14 protein-coding genes and 1 tRNA gene are annotated in these 18,423 nt (G+C 53.4%); 8 read left to right on the top strand and 7 right to left on the bottom strand.

The genetic code is table 11. The annotated features are described in order from the left end of the window. Nucleotides 1-6: 6 nt before the first annotated feature. On the top strand, nt 7-1,653 hold the full coding sequence (gene groL, locus L1I42_RS04590) for a chaperonin GroEL (protein WP_236113307.1): 1,647 nt from the start codon (nt 7-9) through the stop codon (nt 1,651-1,653). A 77-nt stretch (nt 1,654-1,730) separates the two neighbouring features. On the opposite strand, the gene L1I42_RS16335 is transcribed toward groL, so the two are convergent. Both L1I42_RS16335 and L1I42_RS04580 read right to left on the bottom strand, forming a co-directional pair. Beyond that, nucleotides 1,731-3,353, bottom strand: a complete 1,623-nt coding sequence (locus L1I42_RS16335; RefSeq protein WP_236113306.1) for a methyl-accepting chemotaxis protein — start codon at nt 3,351-3,353, stop codon at nt 1,731-1,733. Nucleotides 3,354-3,451: 98 nt separating this feature from the next. Then, nucleotides 3,452-4,237 (bottom strand): TSUP family transporter, encoded by a 786-nt coding sequence (locus L1I42_RS04580; RefSeq protein ID WP_236113305.1) that lies wholly within the window; start codon nt 4,235-4,237, stop codon nt 3,452-3,454. Nucleotides 4,238-4,413: 176 nt separating this feature from the next. Between L1I42_RS04580 and L1I42_RS04575 the strand changes: the two genes are divergently transcribed. Beyond that, entirely contained in the window at nt 4,414-4,797 is a 384-nt protein-coding gene (locus L1I42_RS04575) for a DoxX family protein (protein WP_236113304.1), read from the top strand. Nucleotides 4,798-4,818: 21 nt separating this feature from the next. On the opposite strand, the gene hisG is transcribed toward L1I42_RS04575, so the two are convergent. The 4 genes from hisG to L1I42_RS04555 all read right to left on the bottom strand — a co-directional run bounded on the left by hisG (nt 4,819) and on the right by L1I42_RS04555 (nt 8,883). Then, entirely contained in the window at nt 4,819-5,544 is a 726-nt protein-coding gene (gene hisG / locus L1I42_RS04570) for an ATP phosphoribosyltransferase (protein WP_236113303.1), read from the bottom strand. Then, the gene (locus L1I42_RS04565; protein ID WP_236113302.1) at nt 5,541-6,641 is read right to left on the bottom strand and encodes an ATP phosphoribosyltransferase regulatory subunit; all 1,101 of its coding nucleotides are present in this window, start codon (nt 6,639-6,641) and stop codon (nt 5,541-5,543) included. Before L1I42_RS04565 ends, hisG begins: the two co-directional genes overlap by 4 nt. A 1-nt stretch (nt 6,642) precedes the next feature. Further along, nucleotides 6,643-8,133: a histidine--tRNA ligase gene (gene hisS / locus L1I42_RS04560; protein ID WP_236113301.1), complete on the bottom strand. Its 1,491-nt coding sequence runs from the start codon at nt 8,131-8,133 to the stop codon at nt 6,643-6,645. 114 nt (nt 8,134-8,247) lie between these two features. Next, nucleotides 8,248-8,883: a DNA-3-methyladenine glycosylase I gene (locus L1I42_RS04555; protein ID WP_236113300.1), complete on the bottom strand. Its 636-nt coding sequence runs from the start codon at nt 8,881-8,883 to the stop codon at nt 8,248-8,250. An 85-nt stretch (nt 8,884-8,968) separates the two neighbouring features. On the opposite strand from L1I42_RS04555, the gene L1I42_RS04550 reads away from it, so the two are divergent. The 3 genes from L1I42_RS04550 to L1I42_RS04540 all read left to right on the top strand — a co-directional run bounded on the left by L1I42_RS04550 (nt 8,969) and on the right by L1I42_RS04540 (nt 12,147). Further along, the gene (locus L1I42_RS04550) at nt 8,969-9,481 is read left to right on the top strand and encodes a response regulator (RefSeq protein WP_236113299.1); all 513 of its coding nucleotides are present in this window, start codon (nt 8,969-8,971) and stop codon (nt 9,479-9,481) included. Nucleotides 9,482-9,636: 155 nt separating this feature from the next. Continuing rightward, nucleotides 9,637-10,293: a L,D-transpeptidase gene (locus tag L1I42_RS04545; protein ID WP_236113298.1), complete on the top strand. Its 657-nt coding sequence runs from the start codon at nt 9,637-9,639 to the stop codon at nt 10,291-10,293. 54 nt (nt 10,294-10,347) lie between these two features. Next, complete coding sequence (locus L1I42_RS04540) at nt 10,348-12,147, top strand: hypothetical protein (protein ID WP_236113297.1); 1,800 nt, start codon at nt 10,348-10,350, stop codon at nt 12,145-12,147. A 25-nt stretch (nt 12,148-12,172) separates the two neighbouring features. Here the strand turns inward: L1I42_RS04540 and L1I42_RS04535 are convergent. Further along, nucleotides 12,173-12,249, bottom strand: a tRNA-His gene (locus tag L1I42_RS04535). A gap of 223 nt (nt 12,250-12,472) precedes the next feature. Here L1I42_RS04535 and L1I42_RS04530 point away from each other — a divergent pair. The 3 genes from L1I42_RS04530 (at nt 12,473) to L1I42_RS04520 (ending at nt 18,405) form a co-directional block, all read left to right on the top strand. Then, complete coding sequence (locus tag L1I42_RS04530) at nt 12,473-15,496, top strand: sensor histidine kinase (RefSeq protein WP_236113296.1); 3,024 nt, start codon at nt 12,473-12,475, stop codon at nt 15,494-15,496. 213 nt (nt 15,497-15,709) lie between these two features. Further along, a complete protein-coding gene (locus tag L1I42_RS04525; RefSeq protein WP_236113295.1) occupies nt 15,710-16,735 on the top strand; it encodes an extracellular solute-binding protein in 1,026 nt (341 codons plus the stop codon). A 101-nt stretch (nt 16,736-16,836) separates the two neighbouring features. Beyond that, nucleotides 16,837-18,405 (top strand): ABC transporter permease, encoded by a 1,569-nt coding sequence (locus tag L1I42_RS04520; protein ID WP_236113294.1) that lies wholly within the window; start codon nt 16,837-16,839, stop codon nt 18,403-18,405. Nucleotides 18,406-18,423: the final 18 nt, after the last annotated feature.

Raw genomic sequence — 18,423 nt, 5'->3', positions numbered from 1 at the left:
AACATAATGTCTGCTAAGGAAGTAAAATTCTCCACCGAAGCGCGCGATAAGATGCTCAAGGGCGTCAACATTCTCGCGAATGCTGTTAAAGTGACCCTAGGCCCTAAAGGCCGTAACGTTGTGATCGAGAAGTCTTTCGGCGCACCACGCATCACCAAAGATGGCGTAACCGTTGCTAAAGAAATTGATCTAGAAGACAAGTTCGAGAATATGGGCGCCCAAATGGTGCGCACTGTTGCCTCCAAAACCAACGATATTGCTGGCGACGGCACAACAACATCAACTGTGTTGGCGCAGTCTATCGTAAATGAAGGCGCGAAAGTTGTGGCCGCGGGCCTCAATCCAATGGATTTGAAGCGCGGCATTGATTTGGCTGTTGCTGAAGTTGTTGAGAAATTGGCCAAGAGCGCCAAGAAAATCTCCACTTCTGATGAAGTTGCTCAAGTGGGTACCATCTCTGCCAATGGCGAGCGTCAAATCGGTCAGGATATTGCCGAAGCCATGCAGCGCGTAGGCAATGAAGGCGTGATCACTGTTGAAGAAGCCAAGTCTTTGGAAACAGAACTGGATGTTGTTGAAGGCATGCAGTTTGACCGTGGTTACCTCTCACCATATTTCTGCACCAATACAGAAAAGATGGTTGCCGAGCTTGAGGATCCTTACATCTTGTTGTTCGACAAGAAGTTGAGCAATCTGCAAGCCATGCTGCCAATTCTGGAATCTGTTGTGCAGTCCAACCGTCCATTGTTGATCATCGCCGAAGATGTTGAAGGCGAAGCTTTGGCCACATTGGTTGTGAACCGTCTGCGCGGCGGCTTGAAAGTGGCTGCTGTTAAAGCACCAGGCTTTGGCGATCGTCGCAAAGCAATGTTGGAAGACATTGCTGTATTGACCGGTGGTCAAGTGATTTCAGAAGATCTTGGCATCAAGTTGGAAAATGTGACTTTGGACATGCTCGGCACTGCGAAGAAAGTCGACATCACCAAAGAAAACACAACCATCGTTGATGGCGCTGGCTCAAACGACGACATTGAAGCACGCGTAAGCCAGATTAAAGCGCAAATCGAAGAAACATCTTCTGATTATGACCGCGAGAAACTGCAAGAGCGTTTGGCGAAATTGGCCGGCGGTGTTGCTGTGATCAAAGTTGGCGGCGCGACAGAAGTTGAAGTGAAAGAGCGTAAAGACCGTGTGGACGATGCGTTGAACGCAACACGTGCTGCGGTTGAAGAAGGCATTGTTGCCGGTGGTGGCGTTGCATTGCTTCGCGCATCTGCCAAACTTTCTGTTAAAGGCGAAAACGCCGACCAGGAAGCTGGTATCAAAATCGTTCAGCGTGCGCTGCAAGCGCCTATTCGCCAAATCGTACAGAACGCAGGTGGCGAAGGCTCAGTTGTTGTGGGCAAGATCCTTGAAAACAGCAGCGAAACCTATGGCTACAACGCGCAAACTGGCGAATATGGCGACATGATCGAAATGGGCATTGTTGACCCTGTTAAAGTTGTGCGCACTGCCGTTCAGGACGCTGCTTCCGTTGCTGGCCTGTTGGTCACTACTGAAGCTATGGTTGCTGAAATTCCACAAAAGGAAGGTTCCGCACCAGCAGCACCTGACATGGGTGGTATGGGCGGCATGGGCGGCATGGGCTTCTAAGCCATCCTCCCAACGCTACAAAGCATTAGGGGCGATCTTCGGATCGCCCCTTTTTATTGTAACCTGTTTGAGAGCGCTTAACTTGCGCGGCGCGACATCATATGTTCATGCCCCGTGGTGAGTTTGAACACATCCACCATATTGTCCAACTCCTGAGACCGGCTCTCGGTTTGCTCGATCGCCGCATTGGTTTGCTCCACCAGCGATGAATTGTGTTGTGTCATCTCCTCGATTTGCGAGATCGCGGTTGAGATTTCACGAATGGCGCTGGATTGTTCTTCACTATTTTTCGCGACGGATTCCATCAGTTCATTGTTTTTGCGCGCGGCTTCCAGCATGGCGTTAAGGCTTTCGGCTGCGCGATGCACCAGCTTGGTGCCGTCGGTCACCTCATGGGCAGATTGTTCAATCAGTGCCTTCACCTCATTGGAGGCCTCAGCAGCGCTTTGTGCCAATCGGCGCACTTCCACCGCGACAACGGCAAATCCTTTGCCCGCCTCTCCGGCGCGTGCCGCTTCCACCGAGGCGTTTAGCGCCAGCAAATTGGTCTGAAAGGCGATATCGTCAATCAACCCGATAATGTTGGAGATTTTGTTGGACGACTCGGTGATGCGTTCCATGGCCTGACTGGCATTGTTCATCACTTCGCCGCCCTCTTCTGCCGTGCGGCGCACATCGTCAGCTTGTTGCATGGCTTCGCGCGACTGTTTGGTGTTGTCCGCCACAGCTTCAGACATATTTTTGACGGTCGCTGTCGTTTGCTGAATCGCCGCCGCTTGGCGGTTGCTGCGTTCAGCCAAATCATTGGCACCCGACAAAATTTCGCCGGTAGCTGATTTGAGCGAACCTGACGTGGTTTGAATTTTCCCTACCAGCTCAGACAATTGATCTGAAACCGCATTTATATTGCTTTGCAAGCGTGCGAAGGCCCCAGTACGCTGCCCCTCAATCCGATGGGTCAAATCTGCATTGGCCATGGAGAAGAGCGCGTCATCGGCCTCTTCCAGGCGATCACCCATTTCTGTCATCAACTGGTTGGTGCTGTGAATAAGGGCGTTCAGATTTTCATCTTGCACGGCCAGATCAATGCGCTGACCGAAATCTCCATTGACCGCAGCCGAGAGCACGCTTTGCATTTCAGCATTTACCGCCTCAGTTTCTTGCCGCGTTTGATAGACATAGGAGCTGATGGCCAGTTCCATGTCCAACATCAAGACTTTAACAAGATCGCTTACCGTTTGCGCTGTCTGCTGGATTTGGGCGTGATCTGCTTTCCCCGCCAGGCCAAAGGGTCCCTTGCGGCTTGTCTGTGCATGCAGCATCTCTGTCATCACGCCTTTGATGACATCTTCCACAACAAGGGCATAGCCTGAGACATAATATTTCAGGTCCAGCCCGTTATCCGCATTGGCATGGCCAACTTCACGGCCTGCTCGCAAGAATTCTTCGTCCCACTTTCCGCTGGCAATCCGCTCCCACTGATTGGATTGACGAACTCGCGCCTGCTGCATCGCCTCTGGCGCCACAAATGGAGAGTTCGGCACCGAGGCACGAAGCTTATCTTCATAACGATCCAGCGCTTCGGGCAGATGTTTCAGAATATGTGTTTTGGCAAGCGCCACGCGATCGGCCGCTTGCGCATCAAGCTCCATAATCTTGCGTCGCTCATTAATCGAAACCTGATCTTGGTTTTGAGACACAGGTTTGGTCCTCCATTATTGCAATGTTCCCAGCCGACAAACTCGGCCCCCCTTAACGCAATATGAACCATGTTGATTAATGCCAGATTAAGCAAAAGTTACAAGCCATTACCACCATTCAATAAAACAATAAGCTGTGGCCAGAGTAGGCGCAGCGCCATCGCGATCGAAATGATCACGATAAGGGGTTTGATTAAACGCGCCCCAAAACGCATCCCGGTTATCGCCCCAAGATATCCGCCACCAATCTGGCCGACTATCATGGCGGCGCCGATGATCCAGATCACTTCCCCCGCAAAAATGAAAAACATCAAAGCTGCTGCATTTGACGTGGCATTGAGTACCTTGGTGGACCCGACCGCCCGCGTGATGCCAAAGCCAAACAGCGTGACAAAACCCGCAGTGAAAAAAGAACCTGTACCGGGGCCAAAAATCCCATCATAGAACCCGATAATGAAGCCCATAAGCGGCGCGAACAGGGTGAAGCTCAACCGTTCAGCGCGGGCATCATCTGACAAGCGAGGGGACAGGAGGAAATATGCCGCCACGCCGATCAGCAAAATCGGTACCAGCAGCAAAAGAAAATCTGCGTCCATGCGCGTGGCCGCAAAAGCCCCAATCACAGCACCGATAAAGGTGGAGATGATCGCCACCCCCAATTGTTTGAAATCGACAAAACCTTTGCGGGCATAGGTCGTCGCCGCCACAATGGCGCCGACCACCGATTGCATCTTGTTGGTTGCCAGCGCCCCCACCGGCGGCAAACCGGCAAACAGCAAGGCGGGCACACTGAGCAGCCCACCACCCCCTGCAATTGCATCCATAAAGCCAGCGACAAAGCCGACGCCGGCCATCATCACCAGCAAGGTTATTTCAAATTCCATAGAAGGTCTCGTTTCGGTTGGTTGGCTGCATTATGCCGCCCTGCGCACTGCAGGACCAGACAAAATGCACGCTCAGCACTGTATACAAATATTGAACAAGTTGTACTGTTTTTGGTGTATTGTATTATATTGCAGGACCCTTAACTTGAGCGCTACGTCAAAAAACGGAGAGAATTATGGACGGGGTAAATAAAGTAACGCCACTTGTGGCGCGCATTTTGATGTCATTGATTTTTATCATGGCAGGTTTTTCTAAACTTACAGCGGCTGCTGCAACAGCAGGCTATTTTGAAGCTTTGGGCATTCCGGTGCCTGGCTTGAGCGTCTATCTGGTCGGCCTTTTTGAAGTGATCGCTGGCTTGGCTGTTCTGGTGGGTTTCAAAGCGCGTATTGCAGCACTTTTGTTGGCCGTGTTCTGCGTGGCCAGTGGTTTTATGGCGCACTTCCAGCCTGCAGACCAAGCGCAAATGACCAGTTTCATGAAAAACCTGGCGATGGCCGGCGGCTATTTGTACATTTGGCTGCATGGGCCAGGCGCCTTTGCTGTCGACAAAGACTAATCAATTACGCTCCTTGTCATCTCAAAGGGTTTCGGTGATTTTTTCGCCGAGGCCCTTTTCCATTTTGTCGAGAAAGTCCCGCATCAGATTGAGTTTTTCCTTATCCCACTGGGCATTGCGGGCCACCACCAAATTGGCTTCTGATTTCAAAATCACCCCATCTTTTGGGACCTTCAACTGATTGGCTTTCAGTGTGGATCCGGACGAGGTGATATCCACAATCAACTCGGCAGCGCCAGACGCGGGTGCTGCCTCCGTCGCGCCCATGGATTGCACAATGCGATATTCAGCAATGCCGTGCAGCGCGAAATGCTTGCGGGTCAGGTTGATATATTTCGTGGCCACACGCAGCCATTGGCCGTGGCGGTGGCGATAATCCGAGGCCACATCCGCCAAATCGCGCATGGCGGTCACATCGACCCAGCTTTCCGGCAGCCCCACCACAACGTCGGCTCCGCCAAAACCCAAGGGCTTGGCTAGTTCCACCTGCTCAATGCCACGCTCTGCCGCCTCATGCACCAGATCTTCGCCGGTGACGCCCAGATCGATATTGCCAGCAATCAGTTCGCGGGCGATCTCGCTGGCAGAAAGGAACCGCACGGTCACGTCAGGCATGGCAGCCATTTCGCCCAAATAAGAGCGCGCGCCGCCCGGGCGCTCAATGGGCATCCCTAGGTCAGCAAAAACCTCGCGCGTTGCCTCTTCCAACCGCCCTTTAGACGGAATGGCCAAAAGAATAGAACTCATCGTGCGCCTCCCTGCTCCAGCCGATCCACCCAGATGGCGCAGCCAATCGCGGTTACGGGTTTTTGCGCGCCGAGACGCTGCAACAGCCGGTCATATTGCCCGCCAGAGACCAATACATCCCCTGTCAGGTGCGAAGTCAGCTCAAATACATGTCCCGTGTAATAATCGAGGCGCGGCGAAAAGCCTGCGTCAAACTCGACCTCAATATGCGGTGCGTCTGCCTTGAGTTTGGTCAGCCGTGCACTCAACCGCTCCAATTGCGGGTCAAGATTGATCCCAACCTTTTGCGCCAGTGCACTGATGCGGAACACCTGCTCATGGGCGCGGCCCGTGATCGACAAAAACTCGCGCAAAGTGCGCACTGTGGTGGCAGAAACCGGCGCTTCAGCCAATTGCCGCTTTTCCAGATAGCGTTCCGCAATTTCCTCAGCCGTGCGGCCGGTATATTGAGACAAACCGGCCTCTTCCATCATTTCGAGGATTTTGGCTTTGGCGCCGTCAAAATCGTTTGGCAGTTCAGGCTGATCCTGTTGATCTTCCGGGGCGAACAGACGGTCTAACAACCGCCCCATGGCCGCATCATGGCCAAACCGGTCGCGCACACGCGGGCGCCACACATCCGGCAGTTCGATCTGATCGAGCAGTGCTTCAAACAGATCAACTGCACCCAGATGCAGGCGCGGTTTTTCTTCGCCATAGAGCGCAGCGGTTTCGATGGCAAAGGCCAGGCATTGCTCAAAAGCCTGATCGCCATTTTCAGCGGCAAGAAACTCCAGACCGGCTTGATCAAACTCGGCGGGACCATTGTCCCGTTGCCGGAAGACCGGGCCGAGATAGCCATAAGATTTTGGCTCGAACTCAGGATATTTCTCGATATAGGAGGCGGCAATCGGCAGGGTAAAGTCTGGCCGCAGGCAATAATCCGTGCCGTCAGCACCGGTGGTCAGCAACAACCGACGGCCGATATCCTCGCCCGCCAAATCGAAAAACAAATCGGCTTTTTGCAAAATGTCCGGCGCGGTCATTTCTGCTCGTTGCCGGAGGTTGGCTTCCAGCGCCTCACGCTTTTGCTGCAATTCCGCTTGAGTAAAAGCCATATCAGTTCGCCGCATCCGGCGTTTCGTTTTGTGTCACCAGCGATTTGATGTGCTCAACAAGCTGATCGCGCTTCACGCTGACCTGTGCCGGGCGCGCGGCGCGCCATTCAGCATTATCGGTGATGTCTTTGGAGGCGATTTTGCCCGCCACCAGATCTTTCACCTGCACTTCGCCAGCCGCCCGCTCTTCCGAGCCTTCAATCACCACAGCAGGTGCATTGCGGCGGTCCGCATATTTCATCTGCTTGCCCATATTTTTGGACTGGCCCAGATAAAGCTCGGCCCGCACGCCAGCGGCCCGCAATTCGGCGACCATTTTCTGATAATTGGCGATCTCGTCCTTATCCATGATCAGCACAACCACGGGGCCAAAGCGCTCTTTGTCGCCCAGTTCGCCGACAAGTTGCAAGGCATGAGCCAGACGGCTGACGCCAATGGAGAATCCGGTCGCTGGCACCGCTTCCGCACGGAAACGGCTGACCAGACCATCATAACGGCCACCACCGCCAACAGAACCAAAGATCACAGTCTGGCCCTTTTCGTTGGTCACCGGAAAGGTCAGCTCGGCTTCAAAAACGGGCCCGGTATAATATTCGAGGCCACGTACAACAGACGGATCGATCTTTACCTTATCGCGGCTATAGCCAGCCGCATCGAATAGCGCCTGCATTTCTTTGAGTTCAGCCACGCCTTGTTGGCCCTGCTCATTGTCGCCCACCTGCTCGGCCAGCACATCAAACAATGTTTCGCTATCTGCATCCGCAGTCACATAGGCGAGAATGCGGTCGATCTGGTCGCCATTCAGGCCCGCGCCTTTGGTAAAGTCGCCGCTTTCATCTTCGCGGCCCTCGCCCAGCAGCAGCTTCACGCCATCAACGCCCAAGCGATCCATCTTATCGATCGCGCGCAACACAATCAGGGACGTCTCGGCATCATCGGCCAAACCGGCAGCTGCTAGCACACCATCCAACACTTTGCGGTTGTTGACGCGCACCACGAATTTGCCGGACAGGCCCAACTCATCCATCACGTCGGCCATCATCATGCACATTTCGGCATCTGCCGCCGGGTCTGGCGCGCCAACGCTATCGGCATCAAACTGCATAAATTGGCGGAAGCGCCCCGGCCCCGGCTTTTCGTTGCGGAACACATAGCCTTGGCGATAGGAACGGAAAGGCTTGGGCAGGGTTTCAAAATTCTGCGCGAAATAACGGGCCAATGGCGCGGTGAGATCATAGCGCAGGCTCATCCATTGCTCATCATCATCCTGCAAGGAGAACACGCCCGCATTTGGCCGATCCGTATCCGGCAAAAACTTGCCGAGGCTTTCGGTATATTCAAACATTGGCGTTTCAAGTGGATCAAAACCATAGCGTTCGTAAACAGCTTTGATCCGATGGATCATGGCATCCACCGCTATGATTTCATCGGGGTCGCGGTCTACGAATCCGCGCGGCAAAATGGGCGTTAAACGCTTTGCTTTTTTGGCCATGATCATACCTAGTTTTTCGGTTTCGGTTGATGCGCATGGCGGGAAAAAACACCATGCGCGTCGCTAGTTAAACGATCATGCCCTATCGCACAAGTCAAAGGCCTAAAATTTGGCCTATTTAGGCTGTGGCGGTGCAAATGATTTTCGGGCTTCCTCGGCCTTCTGGTGGGCGAAGCAATCTTCGGTATGGTCATTCACCAACCCCATAGCCTGCATGAAGGCATAAGCGGTGGTAGGGCCGAAGAATTTCCAGCCGCGCTTTTTCATATCCTTGGCCAGTTTCTGCGATGCTTCGGTCTGGGCAAGTTTGCGCAAGGTGGCCTCGTCTTTCACGTCAGGCCGCTCGTCTTGTGTCGGTTCAAATTGCCAGAAATAGGCCGCCAATGTGCCAAACTCGTCCCGCAATTCAATGGCACGCTGGGCATTATTGATGGTGGCAGCGATTTTGCCCTTGTGGCGCACAATGCCCTTGTCGGCCAACAGGCGATCCACATCGCGCTCATCATATCGGGCAACCTTCTCAATATCGAAATTGTCAAAGGCAGCACGGAAATTTTCGCGTTTGCGCAAAATGGTCAGCCAGGACAGGCCGGACTGAAATCCCTCCAGACAAACCTTTTCAAACAAGCGCCGATCGTCATCGACCGGATAGCCCCATTCACTATCATGATAATGAATATATTGTGGGTCATCCCCACACCAGAAACAGCGGGGTTTCGCGTCGGGAGTAACATTTTCATTGCTCACCATTTTTTGCGTTGCTTTCTGAAAAAATTGATTTAAATTCCCACTCATCAATTTGAGCGCTAATTCATAAACTGACAGGTTAAATAAATTGTCAGACCACTCTAATACAGCCTTGCGGGATCTCAGACTGCTGATTGTTGACGATAATCAGTATGCACGCAGTTTGGCGATTGCCAATCTCAAGCAAATCGGTTTCCACAATATCGATGAAGCTGATAGCGGTGCCGAGGCACTGCTGCGATTGCACAGCAATGCATATGACGCGCTGATTGTTGACTGGTATATGCCGGAAATCTCTGGTGCAGGAATGCTTGGTGTCATCCGTGACCGGCGGTTTGGTCCGGCCCACACGATTCCCGTGATCGTAATGTCTGCCTATCGCAATCGCGAAAATATTGAACGTGCGCTTCATCTTGGCGCAGATCAAGTTGTGGCCAAGCCAATCAATGCTACGGACTTAGAGACGGCCCTGCGCCAGTCGTTGCAATCTGGGCGCGTTGGTCAGCAATCCATGTCAGACATATTGAAAAAAGTGCGTCAAGAAGATGATCTTGATGATCGGTTTATGGATGACGACCTGATCGACACCGCCTTTATCTGAGATGTGTTAGTCGTTAACCATTCTGCTTAACACCCCATAAACTCTGTTTTTTCAGCCTCTATATACCATCTCACTTCACGCTTTATTTGGCGTCAGCCGTTATTATTTGGCTTAAATTTTAGTGGACCCACATTCTTGTGGCGGGGTGATTTGTTATGCGTAATTCCCTTTTTAAGTTGAAAATTTTGCTGACGGGCATTGTCACGATTTTGGCCCTAGTTGGCGGATCGACGGCTTGGGCAGACAATGGGCTGGTAAAAACCAAAAACAGCTTTGGCCAAACCATTTATGTGGCGCCACCTGCTGGCATGAGTGTGACCACCGGCACGCCGCAACATCAGTTGCAGGTGCGCAATAAATATGGGCAGCATCCACAATATTTGCGGCAAGTTGTGCCCTACAATTCACAAGAAGCGAAGGGCACAATCATTGTCGACACAACGGCGCGATATCTCTATTTGATCTTGGGGCAAGGTCGCGCCATGCGTTATGGCATCGGGGTGGCGCGCGAAGGATTTGAATGGAGCGGTACGCACCGGATTACGGCGAAACGGGAATGGCCCAGCTGGACCCCACCGGCCGAAATGCGCAAGCGCCAGCCTGAATTGCCTGCCTTTATGCCCGGTGGCATCAATAATCCGCTGGGCGCCCGGGCCCTATATATCGGCAACACGCTTTATCGGCTGCACGGCACCACCGCGCCCTGGTCTATTGGCCGCAAGGTTTCATCTGGCTGCATCCGGCTCACCAATGATGATATTATCGATTTATATCAACGCGCCTCAATTGGGGCCAAAGTTATTGTGATTTAGTTTACTTTTTTGGCCCACAATTCATCAACTTTACTCGAATGACTTGTGAGCCACATGTTGTTACTTGCCAAGCTGCTAAAGCGATTTCATCGCGATGAATCCGGCGCTTTCGCCGTCATATTTGGCGTGATGACGATTGTCCTGATCGCCACGGGTGGCTCCGCTGTCGACTTTGTGAACATCCAGCAAAGCCGGGCGACAGCGCAAATATCGTTGGATGCCGCGGCCCTGGCCCTGCAACCCAAAATCCACACCCATAGTAAAGCTGCAATCAAAGATGCGGCAGCAAAGCTTCTTGATGAGGCCATCGCGAACCCTAGTGTAACGGCCACCATGCTGGACCCGGAGATCGACAAAGAAGCTGGTAGCTTGTTTCTCAGTGCCCGCATTAGCCGACCGACCTTTTTTGTTAGGTTTATCGGCATCGATAAGATGGAAGCGCTGATTGAGGCAGAGGCCACCCGCGCCCGAAACCGGCTGGAAGTCTCACTGGTGCTGGACAATTCAGGATCAATGCGCGGCACAAAGATAAAGCGCTTGCGCGAAGCTGCTGCATTGGCAGTTGACGTTATTTCTGAATATCAGGACAAACCGGAAAAGGTGTTTTTCGGTCTTGTCCCCTTTGCCGACATGGTCAAGGTGGATCCTTCAAACCGCTATTCAGGCTGGATGGATACCGCGGGGGTATCATCCATCAGCTGGGACAATTTCGATGATGATGATGATGAGTCGACCGGCCATGACATCTCGGATCCTGCGCAAAGATTGAGTCGTTTCGATCTTTATGACGCTATGCCCGATGTGGATTGGGCAGGCTGCGTTGAGGCGCGCCCACACAATAAGTCACTTCCTTTTGCTGAACGGCTGGACGTGTATGATAAGGGCACCACAATGGCCGATGGGGACACTTACATCGTGCCCCTGTTCCAGCCCGACACGCCGGATGACACCAGATACCGGTTTGACTATCTTGAGGATAACCCTCCATCTTGTCCCACAGAAGTCATAGGTGAATGCCGTTATAGGTATTGGAACGGAAGAAACCGCAATCCTAGTGGATGGGAGAGCCATCACTTCCCCACGTATGGCTATGATCGCATGCCAAACAACACCTGCACTTGTGAAGATAAAACCATCACAAAGCAAAGTTCGCACTGGGGCGGTTCAAAGCGGGGAACCATCTATGTGCAATGGTGCGATGCAACCAAATTCGAGTCGCTTAGTCTGCGCGAACGCCAAGAACGTATTTGCAAATATGATGGGGCAAAGCCAAAAAAACTTGGCTATAAATCTCCGAACGGGAGTTGCACTGTTGACCCCGTCATTCCGCTGACCAACGATATGAAAGATGTCAAAAAAAGCATCAAATCGATGGATGCTGAAGGCGGCACGAATATCCACATGGGTGCCATGTGGGGATTGCGTGTGCTTTCACCTCAGCCGCCCTTCTCTGAAGGCGATGACTATGGCCGGGGCACCAGCAAGGTGATGATTGTGATGACTGACGGACAGAATACTGCCTATCCGTCTGGTGACAAATTCAACAACACCTACTATTATTCGATGTATGGGTTCCATTACAACGAGCGTATGGGGGATCTGAATTCGAACTCCCGGCAGATTCGCGATGAAATGAACCGTCGCACCTTGCAGGTATGCACCAATGCAAAGGCTGACGGCATTGAAGTCTATACGATTGGTCTGGGGGTTTCAGCAGGATCGTCCAATGGCGCAATGCTGACTGATTGTGCATCAGGAGACAGCCGGGCCTATTTCCCATCCGACCCGGATGAACTTGAGGGTGTATTCTTGGCCATCGCAGATCAGCTCAGCGACCTTCGCATATCCAAGTAGGGTAATTAAACAAGTTCGGGGAGAATGGTACCGCCTCCCCGGATCGAACGGGGGACCTCTAGATCCACAATCTAGCGCTCTAACCAACTGAGCTAAGGCGGCACGTTGTTTGTGCGCGCGAACATAGGGCCGAACATTTGAATTGGCAAGAGGGCAAAAGCCGCTCTTTCAAAAAAAATTGCACTTTTCCATCTTAACCATGAAAAAGGTCTTTTGGCGCACACCGGGGCCCAAAGCTAGACGGCTGGAGCTATTGATTATATTAAGAAAACGTAAATTTTTCCAGCAAAGCTGGTAATCTGCCTTGGCAAGGTGATGAAAGTATATGCGTTCACATTGGGTACATAGCGAAATCGGCCAACGGGTCCTGAGCTACACTTTGGATCCCAGACCCGTCTGGTTTTGGGATGAAGATGGCACGCGCCTGCTGTGGCGCAACCTTGCGGCCCGCTTGTTTCGCACCAAAGCCAAGAAGAAACGGGTCAAACTGCTGCCGGATCCCGTGCCGCTGCGCGGACAGATCAATCGGCTGATCCGCTTGGGCACGCATGGCCGCGCCAGCCTTTCCCGGATGCGCTTTCAAATCGGCAAAAAGCCGGTTTCCTCCACCTGTAGCTGCATTCCGCTGATTGATGATCATTTGACGGGATTGTTGGTGATCTCAACCGACACAATTGATCCGAAACTATTTAGCGGCGAAGCCTATGACTTGGCGGCCAGCGCGCAAATGTTCACGCCTGAGCTGGATTATGTGGTGGTTGACGACAATCACGAGGTTGTCGCTGGAGCCGGCGTGCCGCAAGGGGACAATGAGCCACCAATCATATCGGAAATTGCTTTAGACCTGCTGGAGCAGGCAGCTACCGATCAATTCGATATTTCGGCGCGGGCACGCATGCTGGTGTTTGAACCTGGCTTGCTGCAGGATTTGGCGGACATGGGTGCCGATGCGCTATCCGCATCTTTAGACAGCTCGACCGTCGATGCGGCGCCCGCAGATGGTCTGCTGGATCAGTTGGACGGGGATGCCCCGGAGGCAGAGCATGGGCAAGGGCACTCGCCCGCCGACAGTCTTTATCAAGAGGACGACACGGCGGCTGAAGAGGTCACCACTGAACTGGACTCTCGGGCATCGCCATCTGAAGACCGTGATGAAAGCGAACTGCCCGACGATGCACTTGAGTCTGATGATGAGGCATTGCCGCATGATTTGACCGAATTAATCGATCATCTCTATCAAGCCAACACAGGCTTAAGTGAATCAGCTGAACGCCTCACCTCCATCGAAGCCGATGACATGGAAGATGATTTGACGGCGGATGCTGAGGATGAACGCCCGTCTGATCAAACGGATGCGTCACAAGACGCGCCGAAGGCGCCGCAATTGTGGATCATCCGGGCCAAACATAAGCTGACCAGCGCCGCCGAGCCGCCAGCGTCCGCAAATGTGGCGCTGACCGATCAATCATCTGGTGAAACAAGCGTGGCCGAGCCCATCAAATCTGAAAAGGCCTCGTCGCAAGACCGACTGACAGATGACCCCAGTGCCCGCTACAATTTCGAGGAATTGTCGCGCGTCTTGCGCGAACGGGTGGGGCCGGACGAAACGGCGGCGGCACGTGAGGCCGAGGACAATGATATGGCGGAGACGCGTTCGACATCGTCTAAACCGTCATCCGTTTCTTTGGACCGGTCCCCGGCCAGCGAAAGCGAGGCCGCCGCACAACTGAACGCCAATGGCATCCCTGAGAACGCGATGGACGCCCCGGCCAATCCAAGCCGCACGCCCCGGCAAGGTACACGCTCGATCGCCCCTGCGCGCCCTGGAGACGTAAAGAAGTCAGATACGTCGATTTCCGGGGCTTTGGTGGCCCTGAGCGACGAGACACTGGTGCTTAACCGCTTGCCCTTGGGAATCTTGCTGTTCCGCGACCAGGAACTGTTGTTTGCCAATCGTGCCATGGCGGAGCTGGCAGGGTATAAAACCAGCACCGAATTGCGGCAGGCTGGATTTGACCAAATCTTTCCGCGCGCCGATGACGGTGATGGTTCTGTTGGGCCTGTCACCAAACTGTTGCGCAAGGATGGAACCGACATTGCCGTCGTAGCCCGTTTGCAAACGACCACCTGGCAAGGCAAATCTGCCTACATGCTCACCGCCCGAGAAGATGAGCGGCAAGAGCCGATAGAACTGCCCGACGGTTTTGCCAACGGCGATGAAGATCAGAATGATGCAGCCCTTTTGGATGAGGACCCTCAGGTTGCGGCCCTCGATCTTGAGTTGTTGACGCGACTTGCGACAGCGCAGAAAAAGGGATTGCTTGTGCTCGACAATCGCGGGCATGTAATTGATGCTTCGGCCGAAGCAGAGGCGCTTATTGGACCAAGTCGCGAGCTTATGCTGGATCGCACCTTGATGGAATATATTGATGCGGACAGCCGATCGGCCTATTTCGGCTTGCTGGCAGGCACCAAGCAAGAGGCAGATGTGCATCTATTTGCAGGTGCGGCCCATTGCAACATCCATTTTCTGCGCCATCCCTTGGCGCCTGGTGATGATTTTCAATTGATTGGCCTTGTAGCGGAAGTGCAAAACACCGAGCCTCCAGTTGGCGATACCGCTGAGGACACGGGCGCCGAAGCCGACCTTCTGCCGTTGATCAGCCGCGAAGTGCGGCGTCCCCTCGCCACGATTTCGGGCTTCAATAGCTTGATGGTTGAAGAAGCCTATGGACCTATCGGCAATGACCGGTACAAAGAATATATTAGAGACATCCAGTTGGCGACGCGTCGGCTTGAACGGGTCGTGGGCGAACTGGACGATCTAAGTCGCTATCGCGATGGCACCTATGAGTTGGAAACCGCGGAAATTGATCTGGGTGATCTTCTGACTGTGTGTATCAGCAAAATTCGCAATCAGGCCAACGCCCAGCAAGTGTTCGTGCGCAGCGCCATTCCTGATGCCCAATATCTGGTTGAAGCTGATCAAAAGCTGTTGAGCCAAACGATTATGAATTTGCTGGCCAGCGCGGTAACGCTCAGCCCACCGGGCAGCAATGTGATTGTCAGCGCGATTCATGAAGATAATGGCGATGTATCCGTGCATGTGCGTGACAATGGCAGTAACCAAGTTGACCGGAGCGAGAAGTTCGCGGTGTTTCACCATAATGGGGAAAACAGCAAAGACGCAGGCACCACAGCCAGCTCTGCTGTGGGGCTTTCCCTCACCCGGTCTTTGGCAAAGGCCAATGCCTTTGGCCTCACGCTCGACCCGCTGGGCGAGCATGGCATGATGATGGCACTACGGATTCCCGGCCATCGCGTGCAAAAAACCACTCAGCAACGCTAGGTCGGGTGCGACATACCGCCACACCCCAAAGCGCATGCGGTTTTCTGTCCAAACCGGAAAATATGGACTTTTTGCCTCCAGTTTAGAATGGTTTTAAAACACGCCTATTTTTCGGCGTTTTCAGGGTCTATCGCTTGATTGACTTTCACGCACCATTTGCGCAAAACCACCGCAACCGACGGGCCTTAACCCCGGAAAAACAGGAGCGAAAAAATGAAAAAGACACTTCTTCTTGCCACACTCGGCGTAGCCCTTACAGGCACCGCCTCTGCCTATGCAGAGGAGATCAATGTTTATAGCTATCGTCAGCCTGAGCTGCTTAAGCCATTGACCGATGCCTTTGAAGCAGAGACCGGCATCAAAACCAATGTTTTGTTTGCTAAACAAGGTCTTGTGGACCGTGTGGTTTCAGAAGGTGAAAATTCTCCGGCCGACGTGTTGCTGACCGTTGATATTGGCCGTTTGGACGCCGCGAAACAAGCTGGTGTTTGGCAGCCTATTCCACAAGAAATCACCGCCGACATTCCTCAGCAATATGTGGATCCAGACGGCGCCTGGGCCGCTTTGTCTCTGCGCGCACGCGTTTTCTATGTGTCTAAGGACCGCGTTGAAGAAGAAAATCTTTCTTACGCTGACTTGGCCGATCCAAAATGGAAGGGCCGCGTGTGTACACGCTCTGGCCAGCACGTTTATTCCATCGGCCTGATCGCCAGCCAAATCGCCAATAATGGCGAAGAAGCCACCAAAGAATGGCTCGAAGATGTGCGTGACAATCTTGCCCGCAAACCAACAGGGAACGACCGCGCTCAGGTTAAAGCCATTTATTCTGGCGAATGCGACATTGCCATCGGCAACACTTATTATATGGGTAAAATGCTGACCAACGAGACTGAGCCAGAGCAAAAAGATTGGGCGGCTTCTGTTCGCTTGGTGTATCCGGATGCCGAGCAAAGCAAGACACACGTGAACATCTCAGGTGTTGTGTTGGCCAAACATGCGCCAAACGCTGAAGCCGGTCAGAAATTCATCGACTTCTTGCTGTCTGAAGAAGCACAGTCTATCTACGCGGAATCCAACTTTGAATTCCCTGTGTTGCCTGGTGTTGAAGCGTCCGACCTTGTGGCAAGCTGGGGCGAATTGAAAGCGGATGATCTTGCATTGTCTGAAATCGCTGATAAACGTGATGAAGCCAGCAAGTTGGTCGACGAAGTTAAATTCGACGAAGGCCCACAAAACTAAGACGGGGTTGTCCTATCGCAAATATAGGTCAAAACAGAATTGAGTTTTGGAAAGGCGCGGTTTCGCGCCTTTCTTTCGTTCAGGGATTCATCATATTTTTGATGGCCCTTCCCGTTCTTGCGCTCGCTTTTCTGGCCCTGGGGCGCTTTAGTCTTGAGGGCGGTCTTTTCTCTCGCATGCTGCCGGTCGCCTTGGTCGAAACCGGGTTGCTGCTTTTGTTTGTCGGCGTGTTTACAGCGATTGTTGGGTTGCTCAGCGCGTGGCTAGTGTCCTCGTTTGAGTTTCCGGGACGCAAATTCTTCCAGTGGGCGTTTATTCTGCCGCTGGCCATTCCCACCTATATTTCGGCCTATGCCTGGGTGGAGGTGATGGAGTTTTCCGGGCCGGTGCAAACCTTGGTGCGCAGCATCACCGGTGCCGAACTGGTGCGCGACTATTGGTTTCCCGATATTCAAACCCTTGATGGCGCTGCCATTGTGATGAGCCTCGTGCTTTATCCCTATGTCTATTTGAGTTGCCGTGCCTTTTTCCTCATGCAGTCCGGCGCGCTTGTGGCTGCCAGCCGTGCGCTTGGGGCCAACGCCTGGCGCACCTTCTTTGCGATCATTCTGCCCCTGTCGCGACCCGCTTTGATTGTGGGGGTAACCTTGGCCTTGATGGAAGTGCTCAATGATGTGGGCGCGGTGGAATTTTTCGGCGTCAACACCATCACCAAGATTGTTTATACCACCTGGCTGAACCGCTCCAACCTGCCCGGTGCGGCGCAACTGGCGCTCACAGCCATCCTTTTGATCGGCACGCTGATCTGGCTGGAGCAATATGCCCGCCGCAAACGTGATTATCTCACCCGGCGCGATTCCCGCGTGCCCCCTTCACTGATCAAACTCAGCCTGCCGGCCGGCTTGATGGTCACTGCATTCTGCTCAGGTGTTGTGTTTTTGGGCTTTGGTGTCCCGGTACTTGAATTGCTCTCCACCTCGATCGTTCGGGTGATGCGGGGGGCCCTGCAAGAATCCATCTGGCCCGCTTTTGTCAACACCATCCTGCTGGCCGCTGGCGGCGCGTTATTGTGTGTGGCCATCGGCTATTTTACGGCCCGACAAATGGTCAATCGCGATGGGCGCGGCGGCTGGTCTTTCCTCGCCACCTTTGGTTATGCGGTGCCCGGCACCATTCTGGCCATCGGCATTCTGGTGCCGCTTGGCTTTTTGGATGGACTGATCAATGACGGCACCCGTGCCATCTGGGGCACCACCGTCGGTCTGATCCTGTCGGGCTCACCTTTCGCCATTCTTTATGCCTATACGGTGCGCTTTTTGACCGTCAGCCACAACAATATCGAGGCGGCGATGAAGAAACGCGGCCTTAACCTGCTCGACGCCAGCCATATCCTCGGGGCCAACAAATGGCGCACGCTGATCGAGATCGACCTGCCCACATTGCGCCCTGCCCTGGTGGCGGCGATGACGCTGGTGTTTGTCGAGTGCATCAAAGAGCTGCCCGCCACCTTGTTGTTGCGGCCCATCGGGCTGGAAACGCTGGCAACCTTTGTCTATGCAGAAGCTAGCCTCGAGAATTTCGAATCCGCCGCTGTACCCGCCTTATTGATTGTCAGCATTGGCTTGATTCCCGCCATTCTGGGCGGTCGCTTGCAGGGCCATAATCGCTAAACTGCTTGGCGCTGTTCA

It is taken from the genome of Maritalea mediterranea, assembly GCF_021568695.1.
Lineage (GTDB): Bacteria > Pseudomonadota > Alphaproteobacteria > Rhizobiales > Devosiaceae > Maritalea > Maritalea mediterranea.
The sequence above is the reverse complement of the archived record's forward strand: the minus strand, read 5'-3'. Positions and strand labels throughout refer to the sequence as shown.